The 25,127-nt window shown below is 71.9% G+C and carries 25 protein-coding genes; 21 read left to right on the plus strand and 4 right to left on the minus strand.

Annotated elements, in window-relative coordinates; genetic code table 11:
* Positions 1–13: 13 nt before the first annotated feature.
* The 16 genes from QSK18_RS28900 (at position 14) to QSK18_RS28975 (ending at position 15,069) form a co-directional block, all read left to right on the plus strand.
* Entirely contained in the window at positions 14–361 is a 348-nt protein-coding gene (locus QSK18_RS28900) for a hypothetical protein (RefSeq protein WP_232812241.1), read from the plus strand.
* A complete protein-coding gene (locus QSK18_RS28905; RefSeq protein WP_232812240.1) occupies positions 358–1,494 on the plus strand; it encodes a glycosyltransferase in 1,137 nt (378 codons plus the stop codon). The genes QSK18_RS28900 and QSK18_RS28905 overlap by 4 nt, the downstream gene beginning before the upstream one ends.
* Before the next feature lie 15 nt (positions 1,495–1,509).
* Positions 1,510–2,694, plus strand: a complete 1,185-nt coding sequence (locus QSK18_RS28910; RefSeq protein ID WP_269810444.1) for a cytochrome P450 — start codon at positions 1,510–1,512, stop codon at positions 2,692–2,694.
* Entirely contained in the window at positions 2,687–2,953 is a 267-nt protein-coding gene (locus tag QSK18_RS28915) for a hypothetical protein (RefSeq protein ID WP_232812239.1), read from the plus strand. The genes QSK18_RS28910 and QSK18_RS28915 overlap by 8 nt, the downstream gene beginning before the upstream one ends.
* Positions 2,950–5,208, plus strand: coding sequence for an ATP-binding cassette domain-containing protein (locus QSK18_RS28920; RefSeq protein WP_285625601.1), 2,259 nt, complete (start codon positions 2,950–2,952; stop codon positions 5,206–5,208). Before QSK18_RS28915 ends, QSK18_RS28920 begins: the two co-directional genes overlap by 4 nt.
* A gap of 1 nt (position 5,209) precedes the next feature.
* A complete protein-coding gene (locus QSK18_RS28925) occupies positions 5,210–5,410 on the plus strand; it encodes a hypothetical protein (protein ID WP_232812237.1) in 201 nt (66 codons plus the stop codon).
* A 170-nt stretch (positions 5,411–5,580) separates the two neighbouring features.
* The gene (locus QSK18_RS28930; protein ID WP_232812236.1) at positions 5,581–7,098 is read left to right on the plus strand and encodes an FAD-dependent monooxygenase; all 1,518 of its coding nucleotides are present in this window, start codon (positions 5,581–5,583) and stop codon (positions 7,096–7,098) included.
* Between the two features lie 2 nt (positions 7,099–7,100).
* Positions 7,101–7,427 (plus strand): TcmI family type II polyketide cyclase, encoded by a 327-nt coding sequence (locus QSK18_RS28935; RefSeq protein ID WP_232812235.1) that lies wholly within the window; start codon positions 7,101–7,103, stop codon positions 7,425–7,427.
* Positions 7,424–8,683 (plus strand): beta-ketoacyl-[acyl-carrier-protein] synthase family protein, encoded by a 1,260-nt coding sequence (locus QSK18_RS28940; RefSeq protein WP_285625609.1) that lies wholly within the window; start codon positions 7,424–7,426, stop codon positions 8,681–8,683. The genes QSK18_RS28935 and QSK18_RS28940 overlap by 4 nt, the downstream gene beginning before the upstream one ends.
* A complete protein-coding gene (locus tag QSK18_RS28945; protein ID WP_285625612.1) occupies positions 8,680–9,930 on the plus strand; it encodes a beta-ketoacyl synthase N-terminal-like domain-containing protein in 1,251 nt (416 codons plus the stop codon). Before QSK18_RS28940 ends, QSK18_RS28945 begins: the two co-directional genes overlap by 4 nt.
* A gap of 16 nt (positions 9,931–9,946) precedes the next feature.
* Positions 9,947–10,216 carry an acyl carrier protein gene (locus QSK18_RS28950; RefSeq protein WP_232812233.1) on the plus strand — a complete coding sequence of 90 codons (270 nt, stop codon included), beginning with the start codon at positions 9,947–9,949 and terminating at the stop codon, positions 10,214–10,216.
* Complete coding sequence (locus tag QSK18_RS28955; protein ID WP_232812232.1) at positions 10,213–10,992, plus strand: SDR family NAD(P)-dependent oxidoreductase; 780 nt, start codon at positions 10,213–10,215, stop codon at positions 10,990–10,992. Before QSK18_RS28950 ends, QSK18_RS28955 begins: the two co-directional genes overlap by 4 nt.
* 12 nt (positions 10,993–11,004) lie before the next feature.
* On the plus strand, positions 11,005–11,976 hold the full coding sequence (locus QSK18_RS28960; protein WP_232812231.1) for an aromatase/cyclase: 972 nt from the start codon (positions 11,005–11,007) through the stop codon (positions 11,974–11,976).
* A complete protein-coding gene (locus QSK18_RS28965) occupies positions 11,973–13,157 on the plus strand; it encodes an FAD-dependent oxidoreductase (protein ID WP_285625618.1) in 1,185 nt (394 codons plus the stop codon). Before QSK18_RS28960 ends, QSK18_RS28965 begins: the two co-directional genes overlap by 4 nt.
* The gene (locus tag QSK18_RS28970) at positions 13,154–14,086 is read left to right on the plus strand and encodes an ACP S-malonyltransferase (RefSeq protein WP_232812229.1); all 933 of its coding nucleotides are present in this window, start codon (positions 13,154–13,156) and stop codon (positions 14,084–14,086) included. The genes QSK18_RS28965 and QSK18_RS28970 overlap by 4 nt, the downstream gene beginning before the upstream one ends.
* An 8-nt stretch (positions 14,087–14,094) precedes the next feature.
* Positions 14,095–15,069: an acyltransferase domain-containing protein gene (locus QSK18_RS28975; RefSeq protein ID WP_285625622.1), complete on the plus strand. Its 975-nt coding sequence runs from the start codon at positions 14,095–14,097 to the stop codon at positions 15,067–15,069.
* Here QSK18_RS28975 and QSK18_RS28980 read toward each other — a convergent pair.
* The 4 genes from QSK18_RS28980 to QSK18_RS28995 all read right to left on the minus strand — a co-directional run bounded on the left by QSK18_RS28980 (position 15,041) and on the right by QSK18_RS28995 (position 20,208).
* Entirely contained in the window at positions 15,041–17,746 is a 2,706-nt protein-coding gene (locus tag QSK18_RS28980) for an AfsR/SARP family transcriptional regulator (protein WP_285625626.1), read from the minus strand. The genes QSK18_RS28975 and QSK18_RS28980 overlap by 29 nt on opposite strands.
* Before the next feature lie 183 nt (positions 17,747–17,929).
* Complete coding sequence (locus QSK18_RS28985) at positions 17,930–18,412, minus strand: VOC family protein (RefSeq protein ID WP_232812226.1); 483 nt, start codon at positions 18,410–18,412, stop codon at positions 17,930–17,932.
* A gap of 106 nt (positions 18,413–18,518) precedes the next feature.
* Entirely contained in the window at positions 18,519–19,442 is a 924-nt protein-coding gene (locus QSK18_RS28990; protein WP_285625634.1) for an ACP S-malonyltransferase, read from the minus strand.
* 187 nt (positions 19,443–19,629) lie between these two features.
* Positions 19,630–20,208 (minus strand): TetR/AcrR family transcriptional regulator, encoded by a 579-nt coding sequence (locus QSK18_RS28995; RefSeq protein ID WP_232812224.1) that lies wholly within the window; start codon positions 20,206–20,208, stop codon positions 19,630–19,632.
* Positions 20,209–20,369: 161 nt separating this feature from the next.
* Between QSK18_RS28995 and QSK18_RS29000 the strand changes: the two genes are divergently transcribed.
* From QSK18_RS29000 to QSK18_RS29020, 5 genes are read left to right on the plus strand one after another with little or no spacing between them, the layout of a single operon-like run.
* A complete protein-coding gene (locus QSK18_RS29000; RefSeq protein ID WP_285625637.1) occupies positions 20,370–21,023 on the plus strand; it encodes an HAD family hydrolase in 654 nt (217 codons plus the stop codon).
* Entirely contained in the window at positions 21,020–22,228 is a 1,209-nt protein-coding gene (locus QSK18_RS29005) for a sedoheptulose 7-phosphate cyclase (protein WP_232812222.1), read from the plus strand. The genes QSK18_RS29000 and QSK18_RS29005 overlap by 4 nt, the downstream gene beginning before the upstream one ends.
* Positions 22,225–23,022, plus strand: a complete 798-nt coding sequence (locus tag QSK18_RS29010) for a class I SAM-dependent methyltransferase (RefSeq protein WP_285625642.1) — start codon at positions 22,225–22,227, stop codon at positions 23,020–23,022. The genes QSK18_RS29005 and QSK18_RS29010 overlap by 4 nt, the downstream gene beginning before the upstream one ends.
* Positions 23,023–23,051: 29 nt before the next feature.
* A complete protein-coding gene (locus tag QSK18_RS29015) occupies positions 23,052–23,816 on the plus strand; it encodes a TauD/TfdA dioxygenase family protein (protein WP_232812220.1) in 765 nt (254 codons plus the stop codon).
* The gene (locus QSK18_RS29020; protein WP_285625645.1) at positions 23,797–25,122 is read left to right on the plus strand and encodes an ATP-grasp domain-containing protein; all 1,326 of its coding nucleotides are present in this window, start codon (positions 23,797–23,799) and stop codon (positions 25,120–25,122) included. Before QSK18_RS29015 ends, QSK18_RS29020 begins: the two co-directional genes overlap by 20 nt.
* Positions 25,123–25,127: the final 5 nt, after the last annotated feature.

The following is a 25,127-nucleotide window of genomic DNA, read 5'->3' on the forward strand; positions in this document are numbered from 1 at the left end:
CAGGAGTGCACCGATGAAGTTCACCGCCGTGATGGTCGTCGACTACCAGAAGCCCTGGTACGCGCTGGCCTACGAGAACCGGATCGACTTCGAGCACGAGCACGTCTTCCCGGCCATCGCCGGCTTCGTCAAGGCCGGGGGAGAGGTCACCCCGGTGCGGGCGATCCGCTACGGCCACGAGGCGGAGAGCTTCTTCGTCATGCGGTTCGAGGAGATGGAGGACTACCTGGACCTGGTCCGGCAGCTGCGCTCCAGCCGGCTGATCACCGACGCGATGGCGGAGATCTCGTTCGAGGTCGTCGGCCTGAACGAGGCCTACTTCGCCGAGCGCGACGCGGCCCGGCCGGCGGTGGCCCGGTGAAGGCGCTCTTCTACGCGGCCGGCACCAGCCCGGCCAGCGCGTTCGCGATCGGCCCGCTGGCCTCGGCCCTGCGGGCGGCCGGGCACGAGATCCTGGTGGCCTCGTTCGAGGAGATGGCCCCGGCCGTCCTGGGGGTCGGGCTGCCCTCCTACGTGGTCGCCGCCGGGCACACCACCGAGGGGATCAAGGCGGCCTCCGAGGGCCGCCCGGCCATCGAGTACCCGCACGAACCGGCCCAGGAGATGCTCTACCTGGGGCACTGGTTCGGCCGTCAGGGCAGCTACGTGTTCGACGACCTGGTCGAGGTGGCCCGCCTGTGGGGCGCCGACGTGATCATCGCCGGCAGCCTCGGGCACGGCGCCGAGGTCGCCGCGCGCTACCTGGGCATCCCCTTCGTGCGCCAGTCCTGGGACGTCTTCGACATCCACGGCTACGAGCAGTACGTGTGCACCGAGATGGCCGAGCAGCTGGGCAAGATCGGCGCCACCACGCTGCCGGAACCCACTCTGCAGCTCGACATCTGCCCGCCCAGCCTGGCCAGTACCGACTCGCTGATGCGCTGGACCCCGCACAACACCCCGCGCCGGATCGAGCCGTGGATGATCCAGGCCCCCGACGCCGGCCGGATCTGCCTGACCATGGGCAGTTTCCGCTATGCCGACCCCCGGGTGATGGGCCGGGTGCTGGGGCTGCTGGGCGAGCTGACCAGGCTCGGGCCCGAGGTGGTGGTGGCCATCGGCGAGGACAAGGCCGAGGTCGTGCGGCAGGAGTTCCCCCAGGTCCGGGCCGGCTGGATCCCCCTGGAGTTCATCCTGCCCAGCAGCGACGTGCTGATCCACCCGGCCGGAGGGCTGACCGCGATCAACGCCGTCAACACCGCCACCCCGCAGTTGCTGCTCAATCCCTTCGAGGCGTTCGTGCCGACCCTGAAGAGGTTCACCGACCAGGGCTCGGCCCGCAGCCTGTACCGCGAGGAGGGCTCACCCGAGGCCGTCGCCGAGGTGACCGCCGAGATGCTGCGTGAGCCCGGCTACGCGCTGAAGGCCCGCGAGCTGGCCGAGGACGCCGCCACCGCGCCCACCGCCGCCGGTGTGGTGCCCCTGATCGAGCAGCTCGTCGCCCAAGACACCTGAGGAGTCAGGACTCTCATGCCGACCATCACCGTACCGGCCACCGACATCGACCCCTACAGCGACGCGTCCATCGCCGACCCGTACCCGGTCTACCGGGAGCTGCGCGACCTGGCCCCGGTCAGCTACCTGCCGCAGTACGAGGTGTTCTGCGCCGCCCGCTACGACGAGGTGCTGCACGGCCTGCACAACCACGGGGCGTTCATCTCCGGCGAGGGCGTGGGCCTGACCGACACCCTGAACAAGGCCCAGAAGGGCAGCAGCTTCACCAGCGACCCGCCCTGGCACGCCCACGTCCGCGGGCTGGTGGCCCGGCACCTGCGGCCGCGCTCGATGGTCGACATCCACGAGTACGTGGAGGGCTGGGCCGACCGCCTGGTCGCCCAGCTGGTGGCCAAGGGCGACTTCGAAGTGGTCCGGGACTTCGCCCAGGCCTTCCCCCTGGCCGTGGTGCCGGACCTGCTGGGCTGGCCCGAGGACGAGGGCAAGGAGCGTCTGCTGGACTGGGCCAGCGCCGGGTTCAACGCCTTCGGACCGCTGAACCAGCGCACCATGGAGGGCTTTCCGCACCTGGGGGAGATGTCGCAGTTCCTGCAGCGGATGTCCGAGCCGGGCAACCTGCGGCCCGGCAGCTGGGGCGAGGAACTGGTGCTGGAGGCCCGGGCCGGCAAGATCGAGGAGCACCTGCTGCCCGGTCTGCTCGGCGACTTCCTGGCCCCGTCGATGGACACCTCGGTCAGCGCCCTGTCCAGCATGATCTGGCTGCTGGCCGAGCACCCGCAGCAGTGGGCCGCGCTGAAGGCCGACCCCTCGCTGGTGGGCTCGGCGTTCAACGAGATCATCCGGATCGAGTCGCCGCTGCGCGGTTTCACCCGCTACGTCGCCGAGGACACCGAACTGGGCGGCACCCCGCTGGCCCAGGGCTCCCGGGTCCTGCTGCTGTTCGGCTCGGCCAACCGCGACGAGCGGTTCTGGGACCGCCCGGAGGACTTCCAGGTGGCCCGGCCGGGAGTCGGCCAGCACGTCGGGTTCGGCCACGGCATCCACGCCTGCGTCGGTCAGGCCCTCTCCCGCCTGGAGGGGCAGAGCCTGCTGAAGGCGCTGATCCGGCAGGTCGACCGGATCGAGACCGGCCGGCCGACCTGGCGGCTGCACAACACCATCCGCGGCATCGACCGGCTGGAGGCGAGGCTTCATGCCTGAGACCGGCCAGGAGGCCCATCTGGCCGGTGGGCTCACGGTGGTGGGCGACGCCCGCCGCTGTGAGCTGCACGACCAGTGCGAGGGCCTCTCCCGCCGGGTCTTCGGCAGCCGGCAGGGCCGGCTGCAGATCGATCTGTCGGTCCCGACGGCCGCACAGACGCGGGGCGACCTGGAGCGCGCGGTGCGCTCATGCCCCATGGACGCGCTCCGGATCCTGCCGGAGGCGTCCGCACCGACCGAGCACGAGGAGCACTCATGAGCGCGAAGCGCCACGATCACAGCAAGATCGTCGTCACGGGGGCGCGTACGCACAACCTCAGGGACGTCACGGTCAGCATCGACAAGAAGTCGCTGACCGTGTTCACCGGGGTCTCCGGCTCAGGGAAGAGCTCACTGGTGATCAGCACCATCACGGCCGAGTCGCAGCGGCTGTTCAACGAGACCCAGCCCGCGTTCCTGCAGGGACTGCTGCCCACCACCCGGCGCCCCGACGTCGACGACCTCACCGGCCTGGCCCCGGTGGTGATGGTCGACCAGCGCCGGCTGGGCTCCGACCCCCGCTCGACGGTGGGCACGGCCACCGACACCTACGGGAAACTGCGCTCGCTGTTCGCCCAGTACGGTTCCCCGGCCCTGGGGTCGGCCACCCACTTCTCGTTCAACGACCCGCTGGGCATGTGCCCCAAGTGCCACGGCACCGGCTTCTACGCCGACGTCGACCCGGGCCTGCTGCTGGACGAGAGCAAGTCGCTGAACGAGGGGGCGATCCGGTTCCCGACCTTCGCGGTCGGCTCGAACTTCTGGTCGATCGTGGTGGACTCGCAGTTCTTCGACCCGGACAAGAAGATCGGCCGCTACACCAAGAAGGAACGCCACGACCTGCTGGAGCTGGAAGAGGCGACGATCGTCAACCGCAGCATGAAGACCAAGTACGAGGGTCTGCTGCCCAAGCTGCGCCGGCTGTACCTGGCCAAGGAGCCCGACTCCCTGCAGAAGCACGTGCGCGAGGCGGTGGCCCGCATCGCCGTGCAGTCGGCCTGCCCCGAGTGCGACGGCTCCCGCCTGGCCGAGCCGGCCCGCAAGGTGAAGCTCAACCGCCGCACCATCGCCGAGCTCGGCCAGATGGAGGTCAAGGACCTGGCCGAGGAGATCCGGGGGTGGAAGAAGCCCACCGGGGCCGGGCTGCCCCGGCTGCAGGCCGCTCTCGACGCCATGGTCGAGCTCGGCCTGGGCTACCTGTCGCTGTCCCGGCGCACGGCCAGTCTCTCCGGCGGGGAGTCCCAGCGGATCAAGATGATCCGGCACCTCGGCTCGGCGCTGACCGACCTGACCTACGTGTTCGACGAGCCCACCAACGGGCTGCACCCGCACGACGTCGAGCGGGTCCTGGGCCATCTGGTCGAGCTGCGCGACCAGGGCAACACCGTGCTCGTGGTGGAGCACGACTACCAGGTGCTCAGCGTGGCCGACCGGGTGATCGACATGGGCCCGCAGGCCGGTACCGGAGGCGGGCAGATCGTCTACGCCGGCACCCCGGCCGGGCTGGCCCGCAGCAAGGGCCCCACCGCCGAGGCCCTGCGCCGCCCGACCCGTCTGCGTGAACCCCGCGAGGCCAGGGACTGGATCAAGGTCAACAACGCCTCCGACAACAACCTGAAGAACATCTCGGTGCAGATCCCCACGGCCGTGATGACCGCCGTCACCGGGGTGGCCGGGGCCGGCAAGAGCTCGCTGACCCGCGGCGCCCTGCGGCGCACCGTACCCGGGGCGGTCGTGGTCGACCAGGACCTGCCGCGCGGCAGCCGCCGCAGCATCCCGGCCAGCTGGATCGGCATCCTGGACCCGATCCGCAAGCGGTTCGCCGACGCCAGCGGCCAGCCCGCGAGCCAGTTCTCGGCCAACTCCAAGGGCGGCTGCGAGAACTGCGGCGGGGCCGGGGTGATCCAGGTCGAGCTGGGCCGCGGCGACGTCATCGAGACCGTCTGCGAGGAGTGCCGCGGCACCCGGTTCCGCCCCGAGGTGCTCGAGCACCGGTTGCGGGGCAAGAACATCGCCGAGGTGCTGGAGCTGTCGGTCGACCTGGCCGCGGAGTTCTTCGACGCCGAACCTGGCATCGCCGAGGTGCTGCGCCTGCTGTCCGAGGCCGGGCTGGGGTACATCAGCCTGGGGCAGCCGCTGTCGACGCTCTCCGGCGGTGAACGGCAGCGGCTGAAGCTGGCCATCGAGCTGTCCGAGCCGGCCGAGCTGTACATCGTCGACGAGCCGACCGCCGGGCTGCACCGCCAGGACGTCACCCGGCTGATCGGCCTGCTCGACCGCCTGGTCGAGGCGGGCAGCACGGTCGTGGTGATCGAGCACGACCTGGACGTGGTGGCGGCCGCCGACTGGGTGGTCGACCTGGGCCCGGGAGCCGGTGAGGACGGCGGTGAGGTGGTCTTCAGCGGCCCGCCCGAGGACCTGACCCGCTGCCGGGCCTCGCTGACCGGCCGGCACCTGCGCAAGGCGGTGGGGTGAGGTGCCGCCGGCCCTGCGCCGGTTCGCCTGGTGGGTGGTGAGAGCCCTGACGATCTCCTCCTGCGTCTACTACCACCTCGACCCGGCCGTGCGGGCCGCCGTCCAGCCCTTGCCCACCGCCCGGCCGGCTCGGCGGCGTGATGCCGCCGTCGCGGTCGAGGACGATCCCGGCTGGCTGCGGTACGCCTGGTCCGGCGGCTGACCGGACCCGCCGGCAACGACTGCGGCCTCCCCATGCTCCGAAACGGAGCGGGGGAGGCCGCTTTTCGTTGTGCCCGGACTGCCCGTTCCTGGCCGCTACCACGGATATACCCTGATCGTGGCGTTCGGCGCCCTTACCCAGGGGTAGTCGCCTCACGGAGAGTTCCTGGGGTGAACACCAACGAGCCCAGGGACGACTTCCCTGACCAGGCCCCGGTTCTCGTGGTCGGGGCCGGGCCCAGCGGCCTGATGCTGGCGGCCGAGCTGGCGCTGGCCGGCACCCGGCCTCTGCTGATCGACGCCCTCGAGACCCCGACGGGTCAGTCCCGGGCGCTCGGCTTCACGGTCCGCACGCTGGAGATCTTCCAGCAACGCGGCATCCTGTCCCGCTTCGGCGAACTCGCTCAGCAGCCGGGCGTCCACTTCGCCGGGCTGCGGATCGACTCCGGTCACCTGTCCAGCCCGGTGCGCCCGGCCAACCAGTACCCGCAGTCGCGCACCGAGGAGGCGCTGGCCGGCTGGGCCGCCGACCTCGGGGTCCAGGCGCACCGGCCCTGGCGCCTGGTCTCGGTGGAACCCCACGAGGGCGGCTACCGGTGCGTGCTGGAGGGCCCGGCCGGCCGCCGGGTGGTGAGCGCCCGGTTCGTGGTCGGCTGCGACGGGGCCCGCAGCCGGGTGCGCGAGTCGACCGCCATCGGCTCCCGGCGGACCGAGCCCTCGGTCCAGATGCTGGTCGGGGACCTGCGCGGCAGTGGTCTGGCCGACCGGCCCTTCGGAGTGAAACACCGCGGCGGAATGGTGATGTCGGCCCCGCTCGGCGACGGTACCGAGCGGGTGATCGTCTGCGACTTCAGCCGCCCCTTCGCCCCCCAGGGCTCCGGGATCACCCACGAGCAGGTGCGGATCGCCTACCGCAACGTGGTGGGTGAGCCGCTGGACGCGGGCGAGTGCCTGTGGGCCAGCTCCTTCACCGACGCCTCGGCCCTGGTCGACGCCTACCGCGAGGGCGGCATCCTGCTGGTGGGCGACAGCGCCCACACCCATCTGCCGGCCGGTGGGCAAGGGATGAACGTGTCCGTCCAAGACGCGGTCAACCTCGGCTGGAAGCTGGCCGCGGTGGTCCAGGGGCGGGCGCCGGAGAGCCTGCTGGACACCTACCAGAGCGAAAGGCGCCCGGTCGCCGAGGAACTGCTGCGCAACACCGCGGCCCAGGGGCAGCTCTTCCTGCGCGGCCCCGAGGTGGACCCGCTGCGCGAAATCCTCGCAGGCCTGCTCCAGATCCCCTCGGTGGCAGCCCGTCTGGGAGACAGCGTCAGCGGCCTGGACGTGCGCTACGACCTCGGTGACGAGAACGCCTCGCCGCTGGTGGGCGGCCGGCTCGCCCCGGGCGTCCTGGTCGATCCCCGGACCGGCGGCGACCCGGCCGACGAACTGCGCCACGGCCAGGCCCTGCTGGTCCTGCTGGACGGCGCCGGTGATCCGGGTGAGCTGGAGCCGGAGGCCCGTCGTCGGGAGCCGCACCTGCGTGTGGTCGCCGCCCGGCCGGTGGATCCCGGGTTCACCTCTGAGAAAGCTCTTTTCGTGCGGCCGGACGGTCACATCGCCTGGGCCGGCCACCGCCTGCAGGACCTGCAGGCGTCGCTCACCGCGTGGCTCGGGACGCCGGCCGCGCAGACCCTGGAGGTCTGATCGTGTTCAGCACACTCATCGTCGCGCGGATGGACCCGGCGCACTCCCTGCCGGTGGCCGACCTGTTCGGCCGCTTCGACGGCACCGAGATGCCGTACCTGATGGGCACCCGGCGCCGGGAGCTGTTCCGCTTCCACAACCTCTACTTCCACCTGCAGGACTTCGCCGGCGAGAACGGTGAGCACGTGGTGGAGGACGCGAAGACCGATCCCCGCTTCATCCAGGTCAGTGCCGATCTGAGGCCCTACATCGAGCCTTTCGCGCCGGACTGGCGATCCCCCAAGGACGCCATGGCGGAGCGTTTCTACCACTGGGAGGCCTCCTCGTGAGCAGACGTGTCTTCATCACCGGCGTAGGCGTCGTCGCCCCCGGCGGCGCCAGCCGCGACGACTTCTGGAAACTGCTGATGGACGGGCGCACGGCCACACGCACGCTGAGCCTGTGCGACCCCACGCCCTTCCGTTCGCAGGTCGCTGCCGAGGTGGACCTCGACCCGGAGGTGGCCGGGCTGAGCGAGCGCCAGGTCGAGGTGCTCGACCGGGCCGCGCAGTTCGCCCTGGTGGCGGCGCGCGAGGCGGTCACCGACGCCGGCTGGCGGGAGAGCTGCCCGCCGGAGCGGGCCGGTGTGGTCATCGGGTCGGCGGTCGGGGCCACAACCCGGCTGGAACAGGTGTACCGGGAACTGAGCCTGGAGGGCCGGCTCTGGGACGTGATGGCCGACGGGCCGCAGGCGCTCTACTCCTACTTCGTGCCCAGTTCCTTCGCCGCCGAGGTGGCGGCCGAGGTCGGTGCCCGCGGCCAGAGCGCGGTGATCTCCACCGGCTGCACCTCGGGGATCGACGCGGTGGGCCACGCCTGGGAACTGATCCAGGACGGCGTCCTGGACTGCGTCGTGGCCGGCGCCACCGAGGCCCCCATCTCACCGATCACGGTGGCCTGCTTCGACGCGATCAAGGCGACCTCGACCTACAACGACACCCCGGCCAGCGCCTCGCGGCCCTTCGACGTCAGCCGGGGCGGGTTCGTGCTCGGCGAGGGCAGCGCCATGTTCGTGCTGGAGTCCGAGGAGAGCGCCGTGGCCCGCGGTGCCCGCGTCTACGGTGAGATCCGGGGGTACGCCAGCCGCGGCAACGCCTTCCACATGACCGGGCTGACCGCCGACGGGCTGGAGCTGGCCGCCGCGGTGACCTCGGCGCTGGGCCAGGCCCGGCTGCGCCCCGACCAGGTCGACTACGTCAACGCGCACGGCAGCGGCACCAAGCTGAACGACAAGCACGAGACCGCGGCGCTGAAGGCCAGTCTCGGCGAGGCCGCGCACCACGTGCCGATCAGCTCGATCAAGTCGATGGTCGGGCACTCGCTCGGGGCGATCGGGGCGATCGAGATCGCGGCCTGCGCGATGGCCCTGCGCTACGACTGCATCCCGCCCACGGCCAACCTGCACACCCCCGACCCCGCGCTCGACCTGGACTACGTACCCCTGCACTCACGTTCGCAGCGCACCGACGCGGTGCTCACCACGGGCAGCGGGTTCGGCGGTTTCCAGAGCGCGATGGTGCTCACCGCCCCGGGGATGTTCTCGTGAGCGCCGCACCCCTGGCCGGGCCGGTCCGGGCGGGCACCGGGCGCGGCACTGGGCGCGGCACTGGGCTCGGCACGGCGGCGGTCACCGGGATCGACATCGTCTCGCCCCTGGGCCTGTCCCGCGAGGAGCACTGGCAGGCCGTCCTGGACGGGGTCAGCGGGCTGGCCCCCACCGCCCGGTTCGACTCCGCCCGGCTGGAGAACCCGGTCAGCGGCGAGGCCGGGGACCTGCCCCTGGACCGTCTGCCCCCGCGCCTGCTGCCGGCCACCGACCGGATGACCCAGATGTCGCTGCTGGCGGCCGAGGGGGCGATCGCCGACAGCGGTCTGGAGGCGGCCGGACTCGACCGGGACGGGGTCGGGGTGGTCACCGCGGCCTCGGCGGGTGGCTACGCCTTCGGGCAGAAGGAGCTGCAGAACCTCTGGGCCCAGGGCCCCGAGTACGTCAGCACCCACCAGTCCTACGCCTGGTTCTACGCCGTGAACACCGGCCAGATCTCGATCCGGCACAAGTTCAAGGGCCACAGCGGGGTGCTCGTCGCCGACGACGCGGGCGGCCTGGACGCCCTGGCCGCCTCCGCCCGGCGGCTGCAACGCGGCAACCACACCGTGCTCAGCGGGGCGGTGGACAGCACCATGTGCCCGTGGGGACGGGTGGCCCACGTCTCCACCGGGCTGACCTCGCCGGTCGCCGACCCGCAGCTGGCCTATCTGCCCTTCGACCGCCGGGCCCGCGGCTGGGTCCAGGCCGAGGGCGGCGCCCACCTCGTGCTGACCAGCACCCCGGCGCCGGGCGCGTACGGCCGCCTGCTGGGCCACGGGGCCACCATCGACGGTCCCGGTGAGGACTCCACGGTGGGGCTGGTGCGGGCCGTACGCACGGCGCTGCAGCAGGCCGGGCTGCAGCCGCGCGACGTGGACGCCGTGTTCGCCGACGCGGCCGGCGCCCGCCGCCGCGACCTGAGCGAGGCGAACGCCCTGACGCAGGTCTTCGGCGCGCACTCGGTGCCGGTCACCGCACCGAAGGCGGCCACCGGCCGGATGGGCAGCGGCACCGCGCCGCTGGACGTGGCGATGGCCCTGCTCTCGATCCGCGACCAGGTCCTGCCGCCCACGATCAACGTCGAACCCGACCCGGCCCTGGGCATCGACCTGTGCCGGGCCGCCCGCCGCACCGCCGTCCGCAACGTCCTGGTGCTCGCCCGGGGCATCGGCGGATTCAACTCGGCCCTGATCGTCGGGGCCTGACCAGAGGGAGAACGCAATGGCAGACCAGATCACCATGGCCGACGTGAAGCAGGCCCTGCTGGAGGGTTCCGGGGTGCAGGACGGGGTCGACCTCGACCGCGACCTGCTCGGCAGCTCCTTCCGCGAGCTGGGCTACGACTCGCTGGCCGTCCTGGAGACCGGGCTGAGGCTGGGCCGGGACAACAGCATCAAGATCGACGACGAGGTGTTCACCGACCTGGAGACCCCGCAGCAGCTGCTGGACGCGGTCAACCTGGCCCTGGCCGGCCGGAAGGTGGCCTCGTGAACGCCGCCGGGCACGCCCTGGTCACCGGCGGCTCCAGCGGTATCGGCAAGGCCGTCGCCGCCCGCCTGGGCCTGGCCGGGCACCGGGTGACGATCTGCGGGCGCAACCCCGAGCGCCTGCAGGAGGCGGCCGAGGAACTGGCCAAGCAGGACGTGGCGGTCACCACCGTGGTCGCCGACGTCAGCCTTCCGGACCAGGTCGCCGGCCTGGTCGCCGAGGCCGTCCGCAGCAACGGGCCGATCTCGATCCTGGTCAACAACGCCGGGCGCAACGGCGGCGGGAAGACCGCCGAGCTGAGCGACGAGCTGTGGCGTGACGTGATGAGCACCAACCTGGACAGCGTCTTCTACACCACCCGCGAGGTGCTGGCCAACGGCGGTATCACCGCTCAGCCGGCCGCCCGCATCATCAACATCGCCTCGACCGCCGGCAAGCAGGGCGTCCTGCTGGCCGCGCCCTACTCGGCCTCCAAGCACGCCGTGGTCGGCTTCACCAAGGCCCTGGGCAAGGAACTGGCCCCCCAGCGGATCACCGTCAACGCGGTCTGCCCGGGCTACGTGGAAACCCCGATGGCGCAACGAGTCCGGCAGAACTATGCGGCCGCCTGGGACACCACCACCGAGGACATCCTCGAGCAGTTCGAGGCCAAGATCCCGCTCGGCCGCTACTCCACCCCCGACGAGGTGGCCTCGATGGTCGAGTACCTCACCACCGAGGGGGCGGCCTCGGTCACGGCCCAGGCCCTCAACGTCTGCGGCGGTCTCGGCAACTTCTAGGAGGACAACCAGATGAGCACCCAGGACCGGACCGAACGCACCGACGTGCACCGCATCCGGATCGACGCCGACGCCGCCGCGGTCTTCGCCCGGCTGCAGGACGTCGCGCGCTGGCCGGAGATGTTCGAGCCCACCATCCACGCCTGCGAACTGTCCCGCACCGAGGGCCGGCAGCTGATCCAGCTGTGGGCCGTCGCCAACGGCGAGCCCAAGACCTGGGTCTCGGAGCGGCAGCTCGACGAGCAGCAGCGTCGCATCACCTGGCACCAGAGCCGCACGGCCGCCCCCGTGGCCCGGATGAGCGGCGCCTGGAGCGTGATGGGGGCCGGCCCGGGCAACACCGTGGTCGAACTGCTGCACACCTACGCCGCGCAGGACGACGACGAGCAGTCGCTGGAGTGGATCGCCCGGGCGGTGGACGGCAACAGCACCAAGGAGCTGGCCGCCCTGAAGAGCGCCTGTGAGCGCGAGAACGACGCCGACGCGGCCCCGTTCACCTTCTCCGACGAGGTCCTCACCGACGCCGACCCGCACCTGGTGTTCGCGTTCCTGGACCAGGGCGGGCGCTGGGCGGAGCGGCTCGGGCACGTGGCCGAGGTGCGGATGGACGAGTTCACCGACGGGCTGCAGTTCTTGCGGATGACCACCCGTACCCCCGACGGCGACTCGCACGTGACCGAGTCGTTCCGGCTCTCCCAGGGCCCGGCGGTGCTGCGGTACAAGCAGACCACGCTGCCGGGGCTGCTCACCCTGCACACCGGGGTCTGGACGATCACCCCGGCCGGCGAACAGTGGCGGGTGCGCTCGGAGCACACGGTGGCCATCCGTACCGACGCGGTCACCCGGGTCCTCGGCCCGGAAGCGACCGTCGAGCAGGCGCGCGAACTGGCCCGGCGCAACCTGGGCAACAACAGCCTCCGCACCCTGGAGGCGGCGGTGCGCTGGGCCCACGAGAACGCCGGCCGGAAAACGACGGTCTCGTGAACCGTCCGACGAGTGCTCCGGCCTCCGACGGGCAGGGCGTGCTGGTGGTGGGGGCCGGCCCGAGCGGGCTGCTCGCCGCCGGCGCCCTGGCCCAGGCCGGCCTGCGGGCCACGGTGCTGGAGGCCGGGAACACGCCCCCGGCCCAGTCCCGGGCCTCCACCCTGCACGCCGGGGTCATGGAGATCCTCGAAAGTCTGCGCGTGCCCGGGCTGGGCGACCTGCCGGTCAGCCGGCAGGGCCACTACGTGGGGCTGCCGCTGGACCTTTCGGACGCCCCCTCGGCCTGGGCGGGGATCCGCAAGTGCCCCCAGCCGGACCTCGTACGCCGGCTGGTCCGGTGGGCGCAGGACCAGGGGGTCGTCCTGGAGTGGGGGCAGCCGGTCTCGCACGTGAGTCAGGACTCGCGCGGGGTGGAGGTGCGTACAGGCAGCGGTCGCACCTACGCCGGGCGATTCCTGATCGCGGCCGACGGCGCGGACAGCACCGTGCGAAAGGTGCTGGGGGTGGGGCGCACCGGTCACCCGGCCACCCGCTCGCTGGTGCGGGCCGACCTGGCCACCCAGGGTCTGCCGCCGCGCCGCTTCGAGCGGATCGGCCGGCGCACGCTGGTCTGCGCCGCCCTGGACGCGACCACCACCCGGATCATGATGCACGACCCGGAGTGGGCGGTCGGGCCGGAGGTGGACGAGGCCCGGTTGCGCCGGGCCTGGACGGAGTCCACCGGCCAGGCCCTGCCGGGCGGGCTGACCTGGATCGACACCTTCGGCGACGGGGCCACCTGGAACGAGCAGATGGTGCTGTCCCGCATCGCCTTCTGCGGGGACGCGGCCCACCAGTTCGTGCCGATCGGGGGCGCCGCACTCTCCAGCGCCCTGATCGGGGCGCACGCCCTGGCCGCCCGGGTCGTGCGTGACCTGCGCGGCTGCCCGGTGGCCCGGGACGAGCAGGCCTACGAGGCCACCGCCGAGGCGGCGGCCGAGGCCGGCCGACTGCGGGCCCAGGCCCGGCTGCTGTTCGACGTGGACGAGGCCGCGGTGACCGAAAGGGCCGAGATCGCGCAGCGTCTGGAGCAGGACCCGGACTTCCGGGCCGAAGTGGTGCGGCAGGTGTCGCGGCTGACCTCCGGGCCCGCGCCGTCGGGCTTCTCGTCCTTCCCGATGGGGGCGGTGTTCAGCCGATGAAGGCGTTCCTGTTCCCCGGCCAGGGCACCCAGAAGGTCGGCATGGGGGTGTTCCTGCGTGAGCGCTACCCGGACCTGGTCGGGCCGCTGTGGCGGGAGGCCGACGAGATCGTCGGTTTCGAGCTGACCCGGGCCTGCCAGGACGGGCCGGTGGGCCTGCTGCGGCAGATGCCGGTCACCCAGCCCGCCGTCTTCATGTGCAGTTACGCGGCTTTCGCGGCGGCCCGGGCCGCCGGGGCCCGGGCCGACGTGGTCAGTGGGCACAGTCTGGGGGAGTACTCGGCGATCGCCGCCGCCGGGGTGCTGGACTGGCGAGAGGTGTTGCAGATCGTGCGTTACCGGGGAGAGCTGATGGCCGGGGTGCAGAACCGGGTGGACGGAAAGATGGCGGCCGTCCTGGGGCGCACACTGTCACAGATCGAGGACGCCTGTGCCCGGGTGAGTGCCGCCAGTGGGCTGGTCGTCGAGGTCGCCAACCACAACGAGGAGCGTCAGGTGGTGGTCTCCGGCCAGTCGGTCGCGGTGGACCTGCTGATCGAGGACCTGGAACGCGAGCCCGAGACCCGCGCCACGGTGCTGCGGATCGGCGGGCCGGCGCACTCCAGCCTGATGGGCGAGGCGGCCGAGGACTTCGCCCGGTTCCTGGACAAGTTCACCTTCCGCACCCCGCGGACCGAGCTGCTGTCCGGGTCCGACGCCCGGCCCTACCGATCGGGTGAGGACGTCCGCCGGCAGCTGGGTGCCCAACTGGTCCACCGGGTGGTGTGGGTCGAGGTGATGCACCAGATCGCCCGGCGGGGAGTGACCCAGACCTGGGAACTGGGACCGGGCCGGGTGCTCAGCGGTTTCGTCGAGCGGGCCCTGCCCGGGACCCGCGCCTACCGGGCCAACGACTGGGACGCCTTCGCCGCGGCCCTGGCGAAATGGTGAGCCGCGCCGTGGACGTCGTGTTCATGCTGCCCGGCCAGGGCTCGCAGTTCCCCGGTATGGGCCAGGCCCTGTACGAGCACGAGAACGCCTTCCGGGACTGTGTCGACGAGTTCTTCGAGGCCTACGGCGAGGGCGCCGAGGAGCTGGAACGTCTGTGGCGTCAGGGAGATCGCCGGGATCTGGCCCGGGCCGAGGTGGCCCAGCCGCTGCTGTTCGTGGTCACGCTGGCCACCTCCCGGGCCCTGCTCGCGGCCCGGCCGCACCTGCGGCCGGTCCTGGTGGGGCACAGCGTCGGCGAGCTGGCGGCCGCCACCCTGGCCGGGGTGATGTCGATCGACCTGGCCGCAGCGCTGATCCGGCGGCGGGCCGAACTGCTGCGTGAGGATCCGGCCGGCGGCATGGTGGGCTGCCGCGCCGAGCCGCAGGAGGTGATGCGCCACCTCCAGGAGCACGCGGTGGAAGGGGTGATCGGCGCCGACAACGGGCCCGGGCAGTGCGTCGTGAGCCTCGCCGAGGCCCAGGTGGCCAGAGCGGTCGAGGTCCTGCGGGAGGCCGGGATCGCCTGTATGCGGGTCCCTTCCACCCGGCCGTTCCACTCGCCGCTGCTGGCGGCGTCGGCCCGCTCCCTGGGCGACTTCCTCGCTACCCGGGCCGACGAACTGAGGGGCCCCGATCGTCCTCTGGTATCTGCCTTCTCCGGCGTGCCGGTGACCGCCGGGCACGCTCGGGACCCGTACTTCTGGACCGCCCAGATGGCCCTGCCGGTGCGATTCCGGCAGGCCCTGCGGGGGCTGGACAGGCCGGGTCTGCTCTTCGTCGAGACCGGCCCGGGCGCCACCCTGAGCACGGCGGCGCGCACCCTGCGGCACGTCGCCGCCGGCTCGTCGCGGGTGCTGGGGACGCAACCCGGTGCCAGCAGCGGGATCTCGTCCTGGACGGCGGTCCGGGACGAGCTCAGCAGTTCACTGCCGGTCCCTCGCTGACCTCCCGGCCGGGGTCGGCGGCGGCCGGGTCACAGGCCTCGGAGACGATGCAGGGCCCGGCCGCGGGGACCGAGTCCAGGAAGGCGTCGATCTCGTCGACGATGCGCAGGGAGCCGGTCTCCAGGACCGCCGACCGCGAGGCCTGGGCCGCCTCGGCGGCCGAGGCCGCGGCCGAGTGCGGGATGGCCCGCAGGGTCCGGGCCATCTGCTGCAGCGCGAGCGAACGGCCGTAGGCGGAGCGGATCTGGTTGGCCTCGTGCAGGGCGGCGGTGCCGGCCCACAGGGCCTGCCCGTAGTTGCCCAGGCCCAGCTGGGCGGCGGCCTGGGTGACCTTGGCCATGATCGTCACCCGGGCGTCGATGCCGTCGGCGTCGATCACCCTCTGGCTGAGTTCGGCGGCCCGGGCGAACTCCCGGCGCTCGGCCAGCAGGGCGGCCTCGTTCGACATGATCTCCATCGCCTCCCGCCCGGCCGCGGCCTCCCCGGCCTGCTCCTGGCACGCCCGCAGGTGCCCGCGGGCCTCGGCCAGGTAGCGCAGCCCCTCGGCGGTCTCGCCGGTGAGCCAGCAGAACGAGCTGCTGCGCAGCAGCGAGCGCACCCGCAGCAGGTGGTCGTCGGCCTCCTGGGCGTCGAACCAGGCCAGCCGGGCCGCCTGCATGCCGGCCCGCATCTCGTTGCGGTGCCACAGGCAGCGCGAGACCGCCAGCCGGATGTTGCCGCGGATCGAGCGGTCCGGGTGGTCGTGGGCCGCGGCCAGCGCCAGGTCCCAGACGGTCTGCTGCTGGTCGGTGTCCAGGTAGAGGTTGACCGGGCGTTCCCAGGCCAGGCACAGGTCGGCGAAGGCGTTGCGCAGGTCCAGCTCCTCGGCCAGCTGCGCGGCCCGGGTCAGGGTCCCGAAGAGCAGGGCGGGCGAGGGGCCGGGAGAGGGGCTGACCCGGGCCGATCCGATCAGCCCGACGGCGTTCTTGTAGTACTCCAGCGCCGCCGCGATCACCGACCGCTGCACGGCGGGCGACAGCGACCGCTCGATGTGCAGGGCCGCGGTCTGGGCCAGCAGGGGGTGCATCCGGTAGGTGCCGGTGGCCACCCGCTGCAGCAGGGCCCGGTCGGTGAACCGGCGGCAGGCCCGCCGCGCCTGGTCGGTGCCGCCGCCGATGGCCACCGAGGCGGCGACCTCGTCCAGCTCGGGGGCCGGCAGCAGGGCCAGGCGCAGGTACCGGTCCAGGTCGGAGGGCTCCATCGAGGTCAGGGAGGTGTCCAGCCGGCCGATCAGGCTGCGGCCGGGCAGTTCCACCTCGTCGACCGGGCTGGAGGAGTCCTGCAGGCTGCGGGCCAGTTCGCCGAAACTGACGAACTCGCGGGTGGAGAGCCGGGCCCCGGCCAGCCGCAGGGCCAGCGGCAGGTTCTCGAACTGCCGGATCACCGAGCGCACCGACTTCGGGTCCTGGTCGACCAGGGTGTCCCCGACGATGCTGCGCAGCAGCTCGACGCACTCGTCCTCGCCGGGCACCTCCAGGCGCAGGTAGGCCGCCCCGTCGATGCCGGACAGCACCACCCGGGAGGTGATGATGCAGGCGCTGCCCTCGGAGGCCGGCATCAGGGGCTCGACCTGGGCCAGGCCGGCCGCGTCGTCCAGGACCAGCAGGTGCCGGCGCCCGGCCGTCACCTCCCGCCAGCGGGCCAGCCGGCTCTCCTGCGAGGAGGGGATGTCCTCCTCCGCCATCCCGAGCTGACGCAGCAGGACGCCCAGGGTGTTGCGGACCGACTGCGCCTCGGGCGAGCGGACCCCGTCCAGGTTGACGAAGAGCTGCCCGTCCGGGAAGTGCGGGGCCAGCTGGTGGGCGGTGTGCAGGGCCAGGGCGGTCTTGCCCACCCCGCCCATCCCGTGGACCGTGACCACGAACGGGCCCGGCGACTCGCCCAGCAGGTACTCGTGCAGCCGGCGGCCCTCCTCCTCGCGGCCGCTGAAGTCCTTCAGATCACGCGGCAGGCAGTGGCCGCCCACCGTCCCTACCCGGCTCAGCGGGCTCCCGCCCGGCGGGGCCGACGTGACTACCGGAACCGGGGACGGTGGCCGGGCCGGTTCGGTGGCGACGGCCTCCTGGACCGGTTGCCCGTGGATCTTGGCCGCCGTCTGCAGAACGGCCACCAGTTCGTCCTCGCGGCCCCGGTCCGAGAACGCCCGGAACGTCTTCAGCAGCAGTGAGCGGTGCTGCTCGACGAGCTCGGCGACCCGTTCCTCGCACCCGCTGGGCAGCGAGCCCTCGCAGGGGCGGCCGCGCCACAGGGCCAGGGCGTCGTAGGCGGCGGCCAGTTCCTCGTCGGTGTTCAGCGAACCCGACATCACCCGGGCGTACCTGCGGGTGAAGTCGGCCAGGTCGGACTGCTCGGGGGTGACCCGCAGCAGGTAGCCCTCCTGCGAGGTGCGGACCAGGTCCCAGCCCTGTTCGATGCCCAGCCGCAGCGCCGAGATCATCTTGCGGACCTGGTGCACGGCGCTGCGCGGCTGCGGGTCGCTCCAGGCCGCCCGCAGCAGGGTGTCCATGCTGATGGTCTGTTCCGGGTGCAGGGCCAGGCAGGAGATCACCGTGCGGTTCTTCTGGCCGGTGATGGTCATCAGCTCGTCGTTCTGCCGCACGTGCAGGGGGCCGAGGACGTCGAACCGGGTCCCGGTCACGGCGCGACCGTCGGCCGGGCGGGGCGGCCCACGACGCCCCGGGGGGTGATCCGTCTCCGCCGTCCGGCGGAAAGCGTTTCGGTGAGGCAGTATCCGGTAGCCGTCCGTGGCCCGTGCTTACTCAATTTCCCCCCAGGGAATCGTGTCGGGATGCGCCGGGCGCCCCCGCCCGGCCGCGGGTGGTCAGGACTTCCCGGCGACCGCCTGGCCCTGCTGCTCGGCGAAGGCGACGCCGTCCTGGTCGTCCAGGTGGCACACGGCCTCGACATTGACGCCGTCCGGGTCGTGCACGAACGCGGCGTAGTAGTGCTCGTGGTACTCCGGATGCACCGCGGGTTCCAGTTTCACCTGCCCACCGGCCTTCTCGGCGGCCTCGAAGAAGCGCCGGACCAGGTTGCGTGAGCCGACGTTGAAGGCGACGTGCAGGTTGGGGTCGACCGTCCCGGCCTCGACCAGCCAGAAGTAGGGCTTGTTCTCGAAGCCGAAACCCACCATGCGGGGCCGTGACTCCTTCTCGTCGCCCGGTACGTCGAGCACCTTCAGCACGCCGATGGCGTTCAGGGCGCGCTCGTAGAAGTCCAGCGACTTGTCGATGTCGGACACCGAGACGTTGATGTGATCGATGGCCGAGCCCTGGAACTGCTCCGGGGCGAGGGTGTCCTCCACGAGATCTCCTTACGTCGGCTTGCTTCGACGGGGTCGGCTGACCCCGGGTTCCGAACGTAGCCGGACCACTGGACAGACCCTGTCCTACATTCGTTTGGGCCTGGTATCAAGCAGTTACGCGAACCCATTGGCTGCTCTCGACATCACCAGGATTGTCAAGGCGCAGGCACTGCACCTGGGGGTGGGCGCGCTCGAGCAGTCCCTGGAGCGTCTTGGCCGGCGGCAGTTCCACGGCCTCCTGCAGGCCCGCGGCGAATAGGGACTGCATGGTCAGGTCCCACCGGACCGGGGCCAGCATCTGCGTCAGCAGGGCGGCCGTGACCTCGGATCCGTTGGTCAGGACCTGTCCGCCGCGGTTGCTGACCAACGTGGCCACCGGGTCGGCGGGGGAGAAGCCGGCGATGAGTTCCTGCACCTCGGGCACGGCCTGGGCCATGTACGGGGTGTGGAAGGCACCGGCGACGCGGAGGGCGATGACGCGTGCCTGAGCAGGCGGATCGGCGCGCAGTCGCTCCAGGGCCGGCCGGGAACCGCCCACGACGAACTGGCCGGCGCCGTTGTGGTTGGCCAGGTGCAGGTCCTCGCCGTCGAGGCGCTCGGTCAGACGCTCGAGGGTGGTGCCGACGACCGCCACCATCCCGGAGGGCTCCCGGCTCGCGGCGGCGGCCATCGCCCGCCCCCGTCCGGCGGCCAGCCGCATGCCTTCCTGCTCGGTCAGGACACCGGCGATCACGGCCGCGGTGATCTCACCGACCGAGTGACCGGCCACCAGCAGGTCCGCCGGGGCCGGGCGGCCGGCCCGCCCGGCCAGCCGCGCCCAGGCCAGCAGCCCGGCCGCGACGATCAGCGGCTGGGCCACGGCCGTGTCGCGCAGCGTCTCGGCGTCGGACCGGGTGCCGTGCTCCAGAAGGTCCAGACCGGCCCAGTCGCCCAGTCTGCGAACGTGTTCCCGGGACTCGTCGGTCCCGGTCCAGGCCGTGAGCAGGCCAGGTCGCTGGGAACCCTGGCCGGGGCACAGAATTGCCCGCATGATCTCCCCCAAGCAGATTCCGGGCCGGGCCGGCGGTGCCGGTGCCCGGCGGAAGGTCCAGTGAGAACATGAGGCAGCCTGGTGAACGGGGGAGCGCCCGGGCAAGGCGGTGCCCTGATCGTCCCGCGAGGCTCCCGCCGCTCTCCCCGGTGAATCGGGACCGGGGAGAACTGTTTCCAGTACGCTCTCAGCCGGGTAGGCTCGCCATGAACCGGTCGACGGTGCGGCGGATGGTCTCGTCGTCGGGCGGCCGGCCACCCATCAGGGCGGCGTAGAAGACCGATCCGGAAAGCATCAGCAGGGCGCTCTCCAGGTCCTCGCCGTCGAGTACGGTGGCCAGCAGTTGGCGCATCACCCGCTCACCGTCCGCCACCAGCTGGTCCCGCAGTTCGGCGATCTCGGGATTGGCCAGGGCCAGGCCGGACAGCACGGCCAGGGCCCGGTCGAGCCCGTGGTTGCTCATGCCGTCCCGGAAGATCTGCAGCTCGCACACCAGGTCACTGCGCAGGTCGCCGGCCGGGGTGTGGTGCGGCATCGAGCTCAGGTGGGCGAAGACCTCGCGCAGCAGGTCGACGCGGGTCGGCCAGTGCTTGTAGATCGTGGCCTTGGAGTAGCCGGCCACCTGGGCGATCCGGGCGTGGGTGACGGCGTCCCAGCCCTCCTCCATCATCACCCGCATCGCCGTGGAGACGATGTCGTGCCTGGTCCGGGCGACCCTCGGGTCCTCGGCGGGCTGAGACCCCGGATCGCCATGGGCAGTTGGCATCAGGAGCTCCTTTCCTTCTGTGCTGAACCTCTTGCATTGAACTGCTGATCGGGTAACGTACAAATCGTTCATAACTGACCGAGAAGTTCATGACTGGTCGAACTCCCCATCTGTCCACCGAGGGCTCTTCTGCGAGCCCGCGCACGGAACTGGGACACTCTATGTCTGCTCTCTTCTTCGGCTCTATCAGCGCACTTGCGGACACGTCGGAACTGCAGCGCGAAGCATTCAACCAGGCCTTCCGCGAGCACCGGCTCGACTGGGAGTGGGACCGCGAGACCTACCGCGGCCTGCTCGGCAGCAACGGCGGGGCCGACCGGATCGCCGCCTACGCCCGCGACCGGGGCGAGTCGGTGGACGCCGCGGCCGTGCACGCCACGAAATCCGCGCTGTTCCAGCGCAATCTGCTCACCTCCGAGGTCGCGCCCCGTCCCGGGGTGGTGCAGACGATCAAGGACGCCCGGGCCGCCGGAACGGTCCTGGCCTTCGTCACCACGACCTCCGCCGAGAACCTCAAGGCCCTGTTCACCGCCCTCGAGCCGGCGGTCGCGGCCGGCGACTTCGACCTGGTGCTCAGCGCCGGCGACGTCGAGTCGGGCAAACCCGATCCGGCGGTCTACCGGCTGGCGCTGGAGAGGCTCGGCCTGGCGCCCGGCGACGCCGTGGCGGTGGAGGACAACCCCGGTGGGGTACAGGCGGCCAGGGCTGCCGGGGTCCGGGTGGTGGCCTTCCCCAACGAGAACACCGCGGGCCTGGACCTGGGGGCCGAGCGCACCGTGGAGCGTCTGGCCCTGGCCGAGCTGCAGACCGCGTGAGCGCGGCGCCGGCGCCCGTGGGCCTCACCGTCACCGACAACCAGTTCCGGGTCGAGACCTACGAGAAGATCGACTACACGCTGCGCTACGTGGACGGGGTGTTCTCGCCCGGGAACGACGAACTGGCCCGGTTCTACGAACCTTTCGGGCGCTGCCTGATGGTGGTGGACCAGGCGGTGCACGAACTGTACGGCGAGCAGGTCCGGGCCTACTTCGAGCACCACGCGATCGCCCTGACGGTGTTCCCCGTCCAGGTCCGGGAGACCGAGAAGTCCCTGCGCACGGTGGAGAAGATGGTCGACGCGTTCGCCCGCTTCGGCCTCCTGCGCCAGGAACCGGTGCTGGTGGTGGGCGGGGGACTGACCACCGACGTGGCCGGCTTCGCCTGCGCCTCGTTCCGGCGCTCGTCGAACTACCTGCGGATCCCGACCACCCTGATCGGCCTGATCGACGCCAGCGTCTCGATCAAGGTCGGGGTGAACCACGGCCGGTACAAGAACCGGCTCGGCGCCTACCACGCCTCCCAGCAGGTCCTGCTCGACTTCTCGTTCCTGCGCACGCTGCCCCGGGCCGAGGTCCGCAACGGCATGGCCGAGCTGATCAAGATCGCGACGGTGGCCGACAGCGGCATCTTCGAGGCCCTCGAGAAGCACGGTGAGGACCTGCTGCGCACCCGCTTCGGCCACGACGGGGGCACCCCGGAGCTGCTGCAGGTGGCCCACCAGGTCACCTACACCGCGATCGAGCGGATGCTCCGGCTGGAGACGCCCAACCTGCACGAGCTCGACCTGGACCGGGTGATCGCCTTCGGCCACACCTGGAGCCCGACCCTCGAGCTGGCCCCCGCCCGCCCGTTCTTCCACGGGCACGCGATCAGCATCGACATGGCCCTGTCGGCCACCCTGGCCAAGGACCGCGGGTACATCACCGAGAGCGAGCGTGACCGCCTGTTCTGGCTGATGAGCCGGCTCGGGCTGTCGATGGACACCCCGCACCTGACCCCGGAACTGCTGCACCGGGCGACGGAGTCGATCACGCAGACCCGCAACGGCCGGCTCCGGGCCGCGATGCCCCGGCCGATCGGGGCCTGCCACTTCGTCGACGACCTCGGGGGCCCGGAACTGGAACGGGGACTGGCCCGCCACCGGCAGGCCATGCCCATCTATCCCGGCGGCGGCCTGGGGGAAGACCTGTTCACCTCGTGAACCCCCGTCCGGTCACCCCCGTCGCCCTGGCCGCCGGCCGCCTGCAGACGCTCCTGACGCGTCTGCCGGCGGCCGGGCCGGACCCCGGCTGGCTGCAGGAACTGCGGGACGTCGCGGAACTCGTCGCCGGGCTGGACCCCTATCTGGCCCGGATGAGCACCCCCGAGTCACCGGCCCTGCAGGCCCTGGCCGAGAGCACCCGTTCCCACGACTGGTCCGGTGGGGAGCGGCTGCTGGAGCAGGAGATGCTCTCCGGCCACGTGGAGGGCCAGTTCCTCAAGATGCTCGTGCACGCCACCGGAGCCCGGCAGGTGCTGGAGATCGGCATGTTCACCGGCTACTCGGCGCTCGCCATGGCCGAGGCCCTGCCGGCCGGGGGCCGGGTGGTGGCCTGCGAGATCGACCTCCGGGCGGTCGAGCTGGCCCGGGAGAGCCTGGACCGGACACCGACGGGCCGGCGGGTCGAGATCCGCACCGGCCCGGCGGCGGCGACGCTGAGCGCGCTCGCGGCCGAGGGGGCGCTCTTCGACCTGGTGTTCGTCGATGCCGACAAGGGCGGCTACCTCAGCTATCTCGACCACCTGCTCACCCTCGACCTGCTCAGCTCCCGGGCCCTGATCTGCGTCGACAACACCCTGATGCAGGGCGAGCCCTGGGGACGCGGGCCGGTGTCGGCCAACGGGGCCGCGATCGAGGAGTTCAACCGGGCGCTGGCCGCCGACCCGCGGGTGGAGCAGGTCCTGCTGCCGCTGCGTGACGGGGTCACCCTGGTGCGCCGGGTGCCGCAGCCGTAGGCGCCGACCGATCCACTGGAGGAGAAGCCGTGGACATCACCGTACTGAGTCCCGTAGGTGTTCGTGTCGAGGGAGTTTCGGTCGCGGCCCTGCCGGAGCCGGAGGCCTTCCGGCTGAAACAGCTCCTGGCCGAGCACGGGGTGGCGGTCCTGCCCGGCCAGGACGTCGACGACCAGCAGTTCCTGGAGTTCCTCGGCCGCTTCGGCCGGCTCACCTTCACCCAGGGCGAGACCCCGGTGCCCGGGTTCGGCGACCTGAACGTGATCAGCAACGTGGGGCGGACCACCCCACCGCGCAGCGTGTTCCACGTCGACACCAGCTATGTCCGCAACCCGCCCGCGTACACGGCCCTGCGTGCGGTCCAGGTTCCCCGGCGCGGAGGGCAGACCCAGTTCACCAACCAGTACCGTGCCTACGAGACCCTGCCGCCCGAGGTGCGCGACCGGCTGCGCGGACTGAAGGCCCGGCACGTGGTGTCCGGTCTGGACACCGCCGACCTGGCCGAGACCCAGGCGGAACATCCTCTGCTGCGCCGGCACCCGGTGTCCGGGCGCACCTCGCTGTACCTGTCCACGCCGCAGCGCTGCCGCGAGATCGGTGGGCTGGAGCCGGACGAGGCCACGCAGCTGATCGAGTTCCTGTACCGGCACTCCACCGCGCCCGCCAACGTCCTGGCCCACTCCTGGGCGGCGGGTGATGTGGTGATCTGGGACAACCGGGTGGTCCTGCACCGGGCCGACCACTCCGGGGTGGAGGGGGAGCGGGTGATGCACCGTGGCATGGTCACCGCCTGAGCTCGGTCCGGCCGCACGCACCCTGGGAGCCCTGGGCCTGCTCACCCTGGCGCTGCCGGCCAACCTCGCCGTCACCGGCGCCGCCCTGGTGCGCCGAATGCGCTCCGGCGGTGCAACTTCCGTCTCCTCCAGCCCTCGCACCGTCCTGATCAGCGGCGGGAAGATGACCAAGGCGCTGGTGCTGGCCCGCTCCTTCCACGCCGCGGGGCATCGGGTGGTGCTCGTCGAGCAGCACAAGTACCGGTTCACCGGCCACCGGTTCTCGCGGGCGGTGGACGCTTTTCACGTGGTGCCGCCGCCCCAGGCGCCCGGTTACGCCGAAGCCCTGCTGCAGATCGTGCTGGACGAGAAGGTGGACGTCTACGTGCCGGTCTGCAGCCCGGCCTCCAGCCTGTACGACGCGCGGGCGGCGCCCCTGCTGGCGCAGCACTGCGAGGTGCTGCACGGCGATGCGGACACCATCGCGGCCGTGGACGACAAGCACGCGTTCTCGCTGCTGGCAGCCGGTTTCGGCCTGCCTGTGCCGGACGCCCACCGGATGACGTCCGCGCAGCAGGTCGCCGACTTCGACTTCGCCGCGCGCAAGGACACCTACATCCTCAAGAGCATCGCCTACGACCCGGTCAACCGGCTGGACCTCACCGTGCTGCCGCGCCCCACCCGCGCGGCCACCGCCGAGTTCGCCCGCTCCAAGCCGATCTCGCCGGACAACCCCTGGATCCTGCAGGCCCTGGTCGAGGGGACCGAGTACTGCACGCACGCCACCGTCCGCAACGGCCGGGTGCAGGTGTACGCCTGCTGCGAGTCCTCGGCCTTCCAGGTGAACTACGCCTGGGTCGACCGGCCCCGGATCGAGGCCTGGGTCCGGGACTTCCTGGAGAAGGTGGGCGGGAGCGGGCAGTACAGCCTCGACGTGATCGAGACCGCGGACGGCCGGGTGTTCCCGATCGAGTGCAACCCGCGCACCCACTCGGCGATCAGCGTCTTCCGTGACCACCCCGGCCTGGCCGATGCCTACCTGCGGGACGGCGCGACGCCGGTGCAGCGTCCCGCCCCGGGTGCCCGACCCAGCTACTGGCTCTACCACGAGGTGTGGCGGCTGCTGAGAGGTCCGCAGCGCCGGCAGCGCCTGCAGGTGATCCGCGCGGGCCGGGACGCGGTCTTCGACTGGGACGACCCCCTGCCCTTCCTTCTGCTGCACCACCTCCACATCCCGAAGCTCCTGCTGGGCAACCTCCTTCGCGGAAAGCCCTGGAACCGGATCGACTTCAACATCGGCAAGCTGGTCGAGCCGGCGGGGGACTGAGTGGT

The organism is Kineosporia sp. NBRC 101677, from assembly GCF_030269265.1.
GTDB lineage: Bacteria > Actinomycetota > Actinomycetes > Actinomycetales > Kineosporiaceae > Kineosporia > Kineosporia rhizophila.

Excerpts from the sequence above, each read along its gene's own strand:
- QSK18_RS28900 (WP_232812241.1), top strand. The coding sequence starts at position 14 with ATGAAGTTCACCGCCGTGATGGTCGTCGACTACCAGAAGCCCTGGTAC.
- QSK18_RS28910 (WP_269810444.1), top strand. The coding sequence starts at position 1,510 with ATGCCGACCATCACCGTACCGGCCACCGACATCGACCCCTACAGCGAC.
- QSK18_RS28915 (WP_232812239.1), top strand. The coding sequence starts at position 2,687 with ATGCCTGAGACCGGCCAGGAGGCCCATCTGGCCGGTGGGCTCACGGTG.
- QSK18_RS28920 (WP_285625601.1), top strand. The coding sequence starts at position 2,950 with ATGAGCGCGAAGCGCCACGATCACAGCAAGATCGTCGTCACGGGGGCG.
- QSK18_RS28950 (WP_232812233.1), top strand. The coding sequence starts at position 9,947 with ATGGCAGACCAGATCACCATGGCCGACGTGAAGCAGGCCCTGCTGGAG.
- QSK18_RS28960 (WP_232812231.1), top strand. The coding sequence starts at position 11,005 with ATGAGCACCCAGGACCGGACCGAACGCACCGACGTGCACCGCATCCGG.
- QSK18_RS28970 (WP_232812229.1), top strand. The coding sequence starts at position 13,154 with ATGAAGGCGTTCCTGTTCCCCGGCCAGGGCACCCAGAAGGTCGGCATG.
- QSK18_RS28990 (WP_285625634.1), bottom strand. The coding sequence starts at position 19,442 with ATGCGGGCAATTCTGTGCCCCGGCCAGGGTTCCCAGCGACCTGGCCTG.
- QSK18_RS28995 (WP_232812224.1), bottom strand. The coding sequence starts at position 20,208 with ATGCCAACTGCCCATGGCGATCCGGGGTCTCAGCCCGCCGAGGACCCG.
- QSK18_RS29000 (WP_285625637.1), top strand. The coding sequence starts at position 20,370 with ATGTCTGCTCTCTTCTTCGGCTCTATCAGCGCACTTGCGGACACGTCG.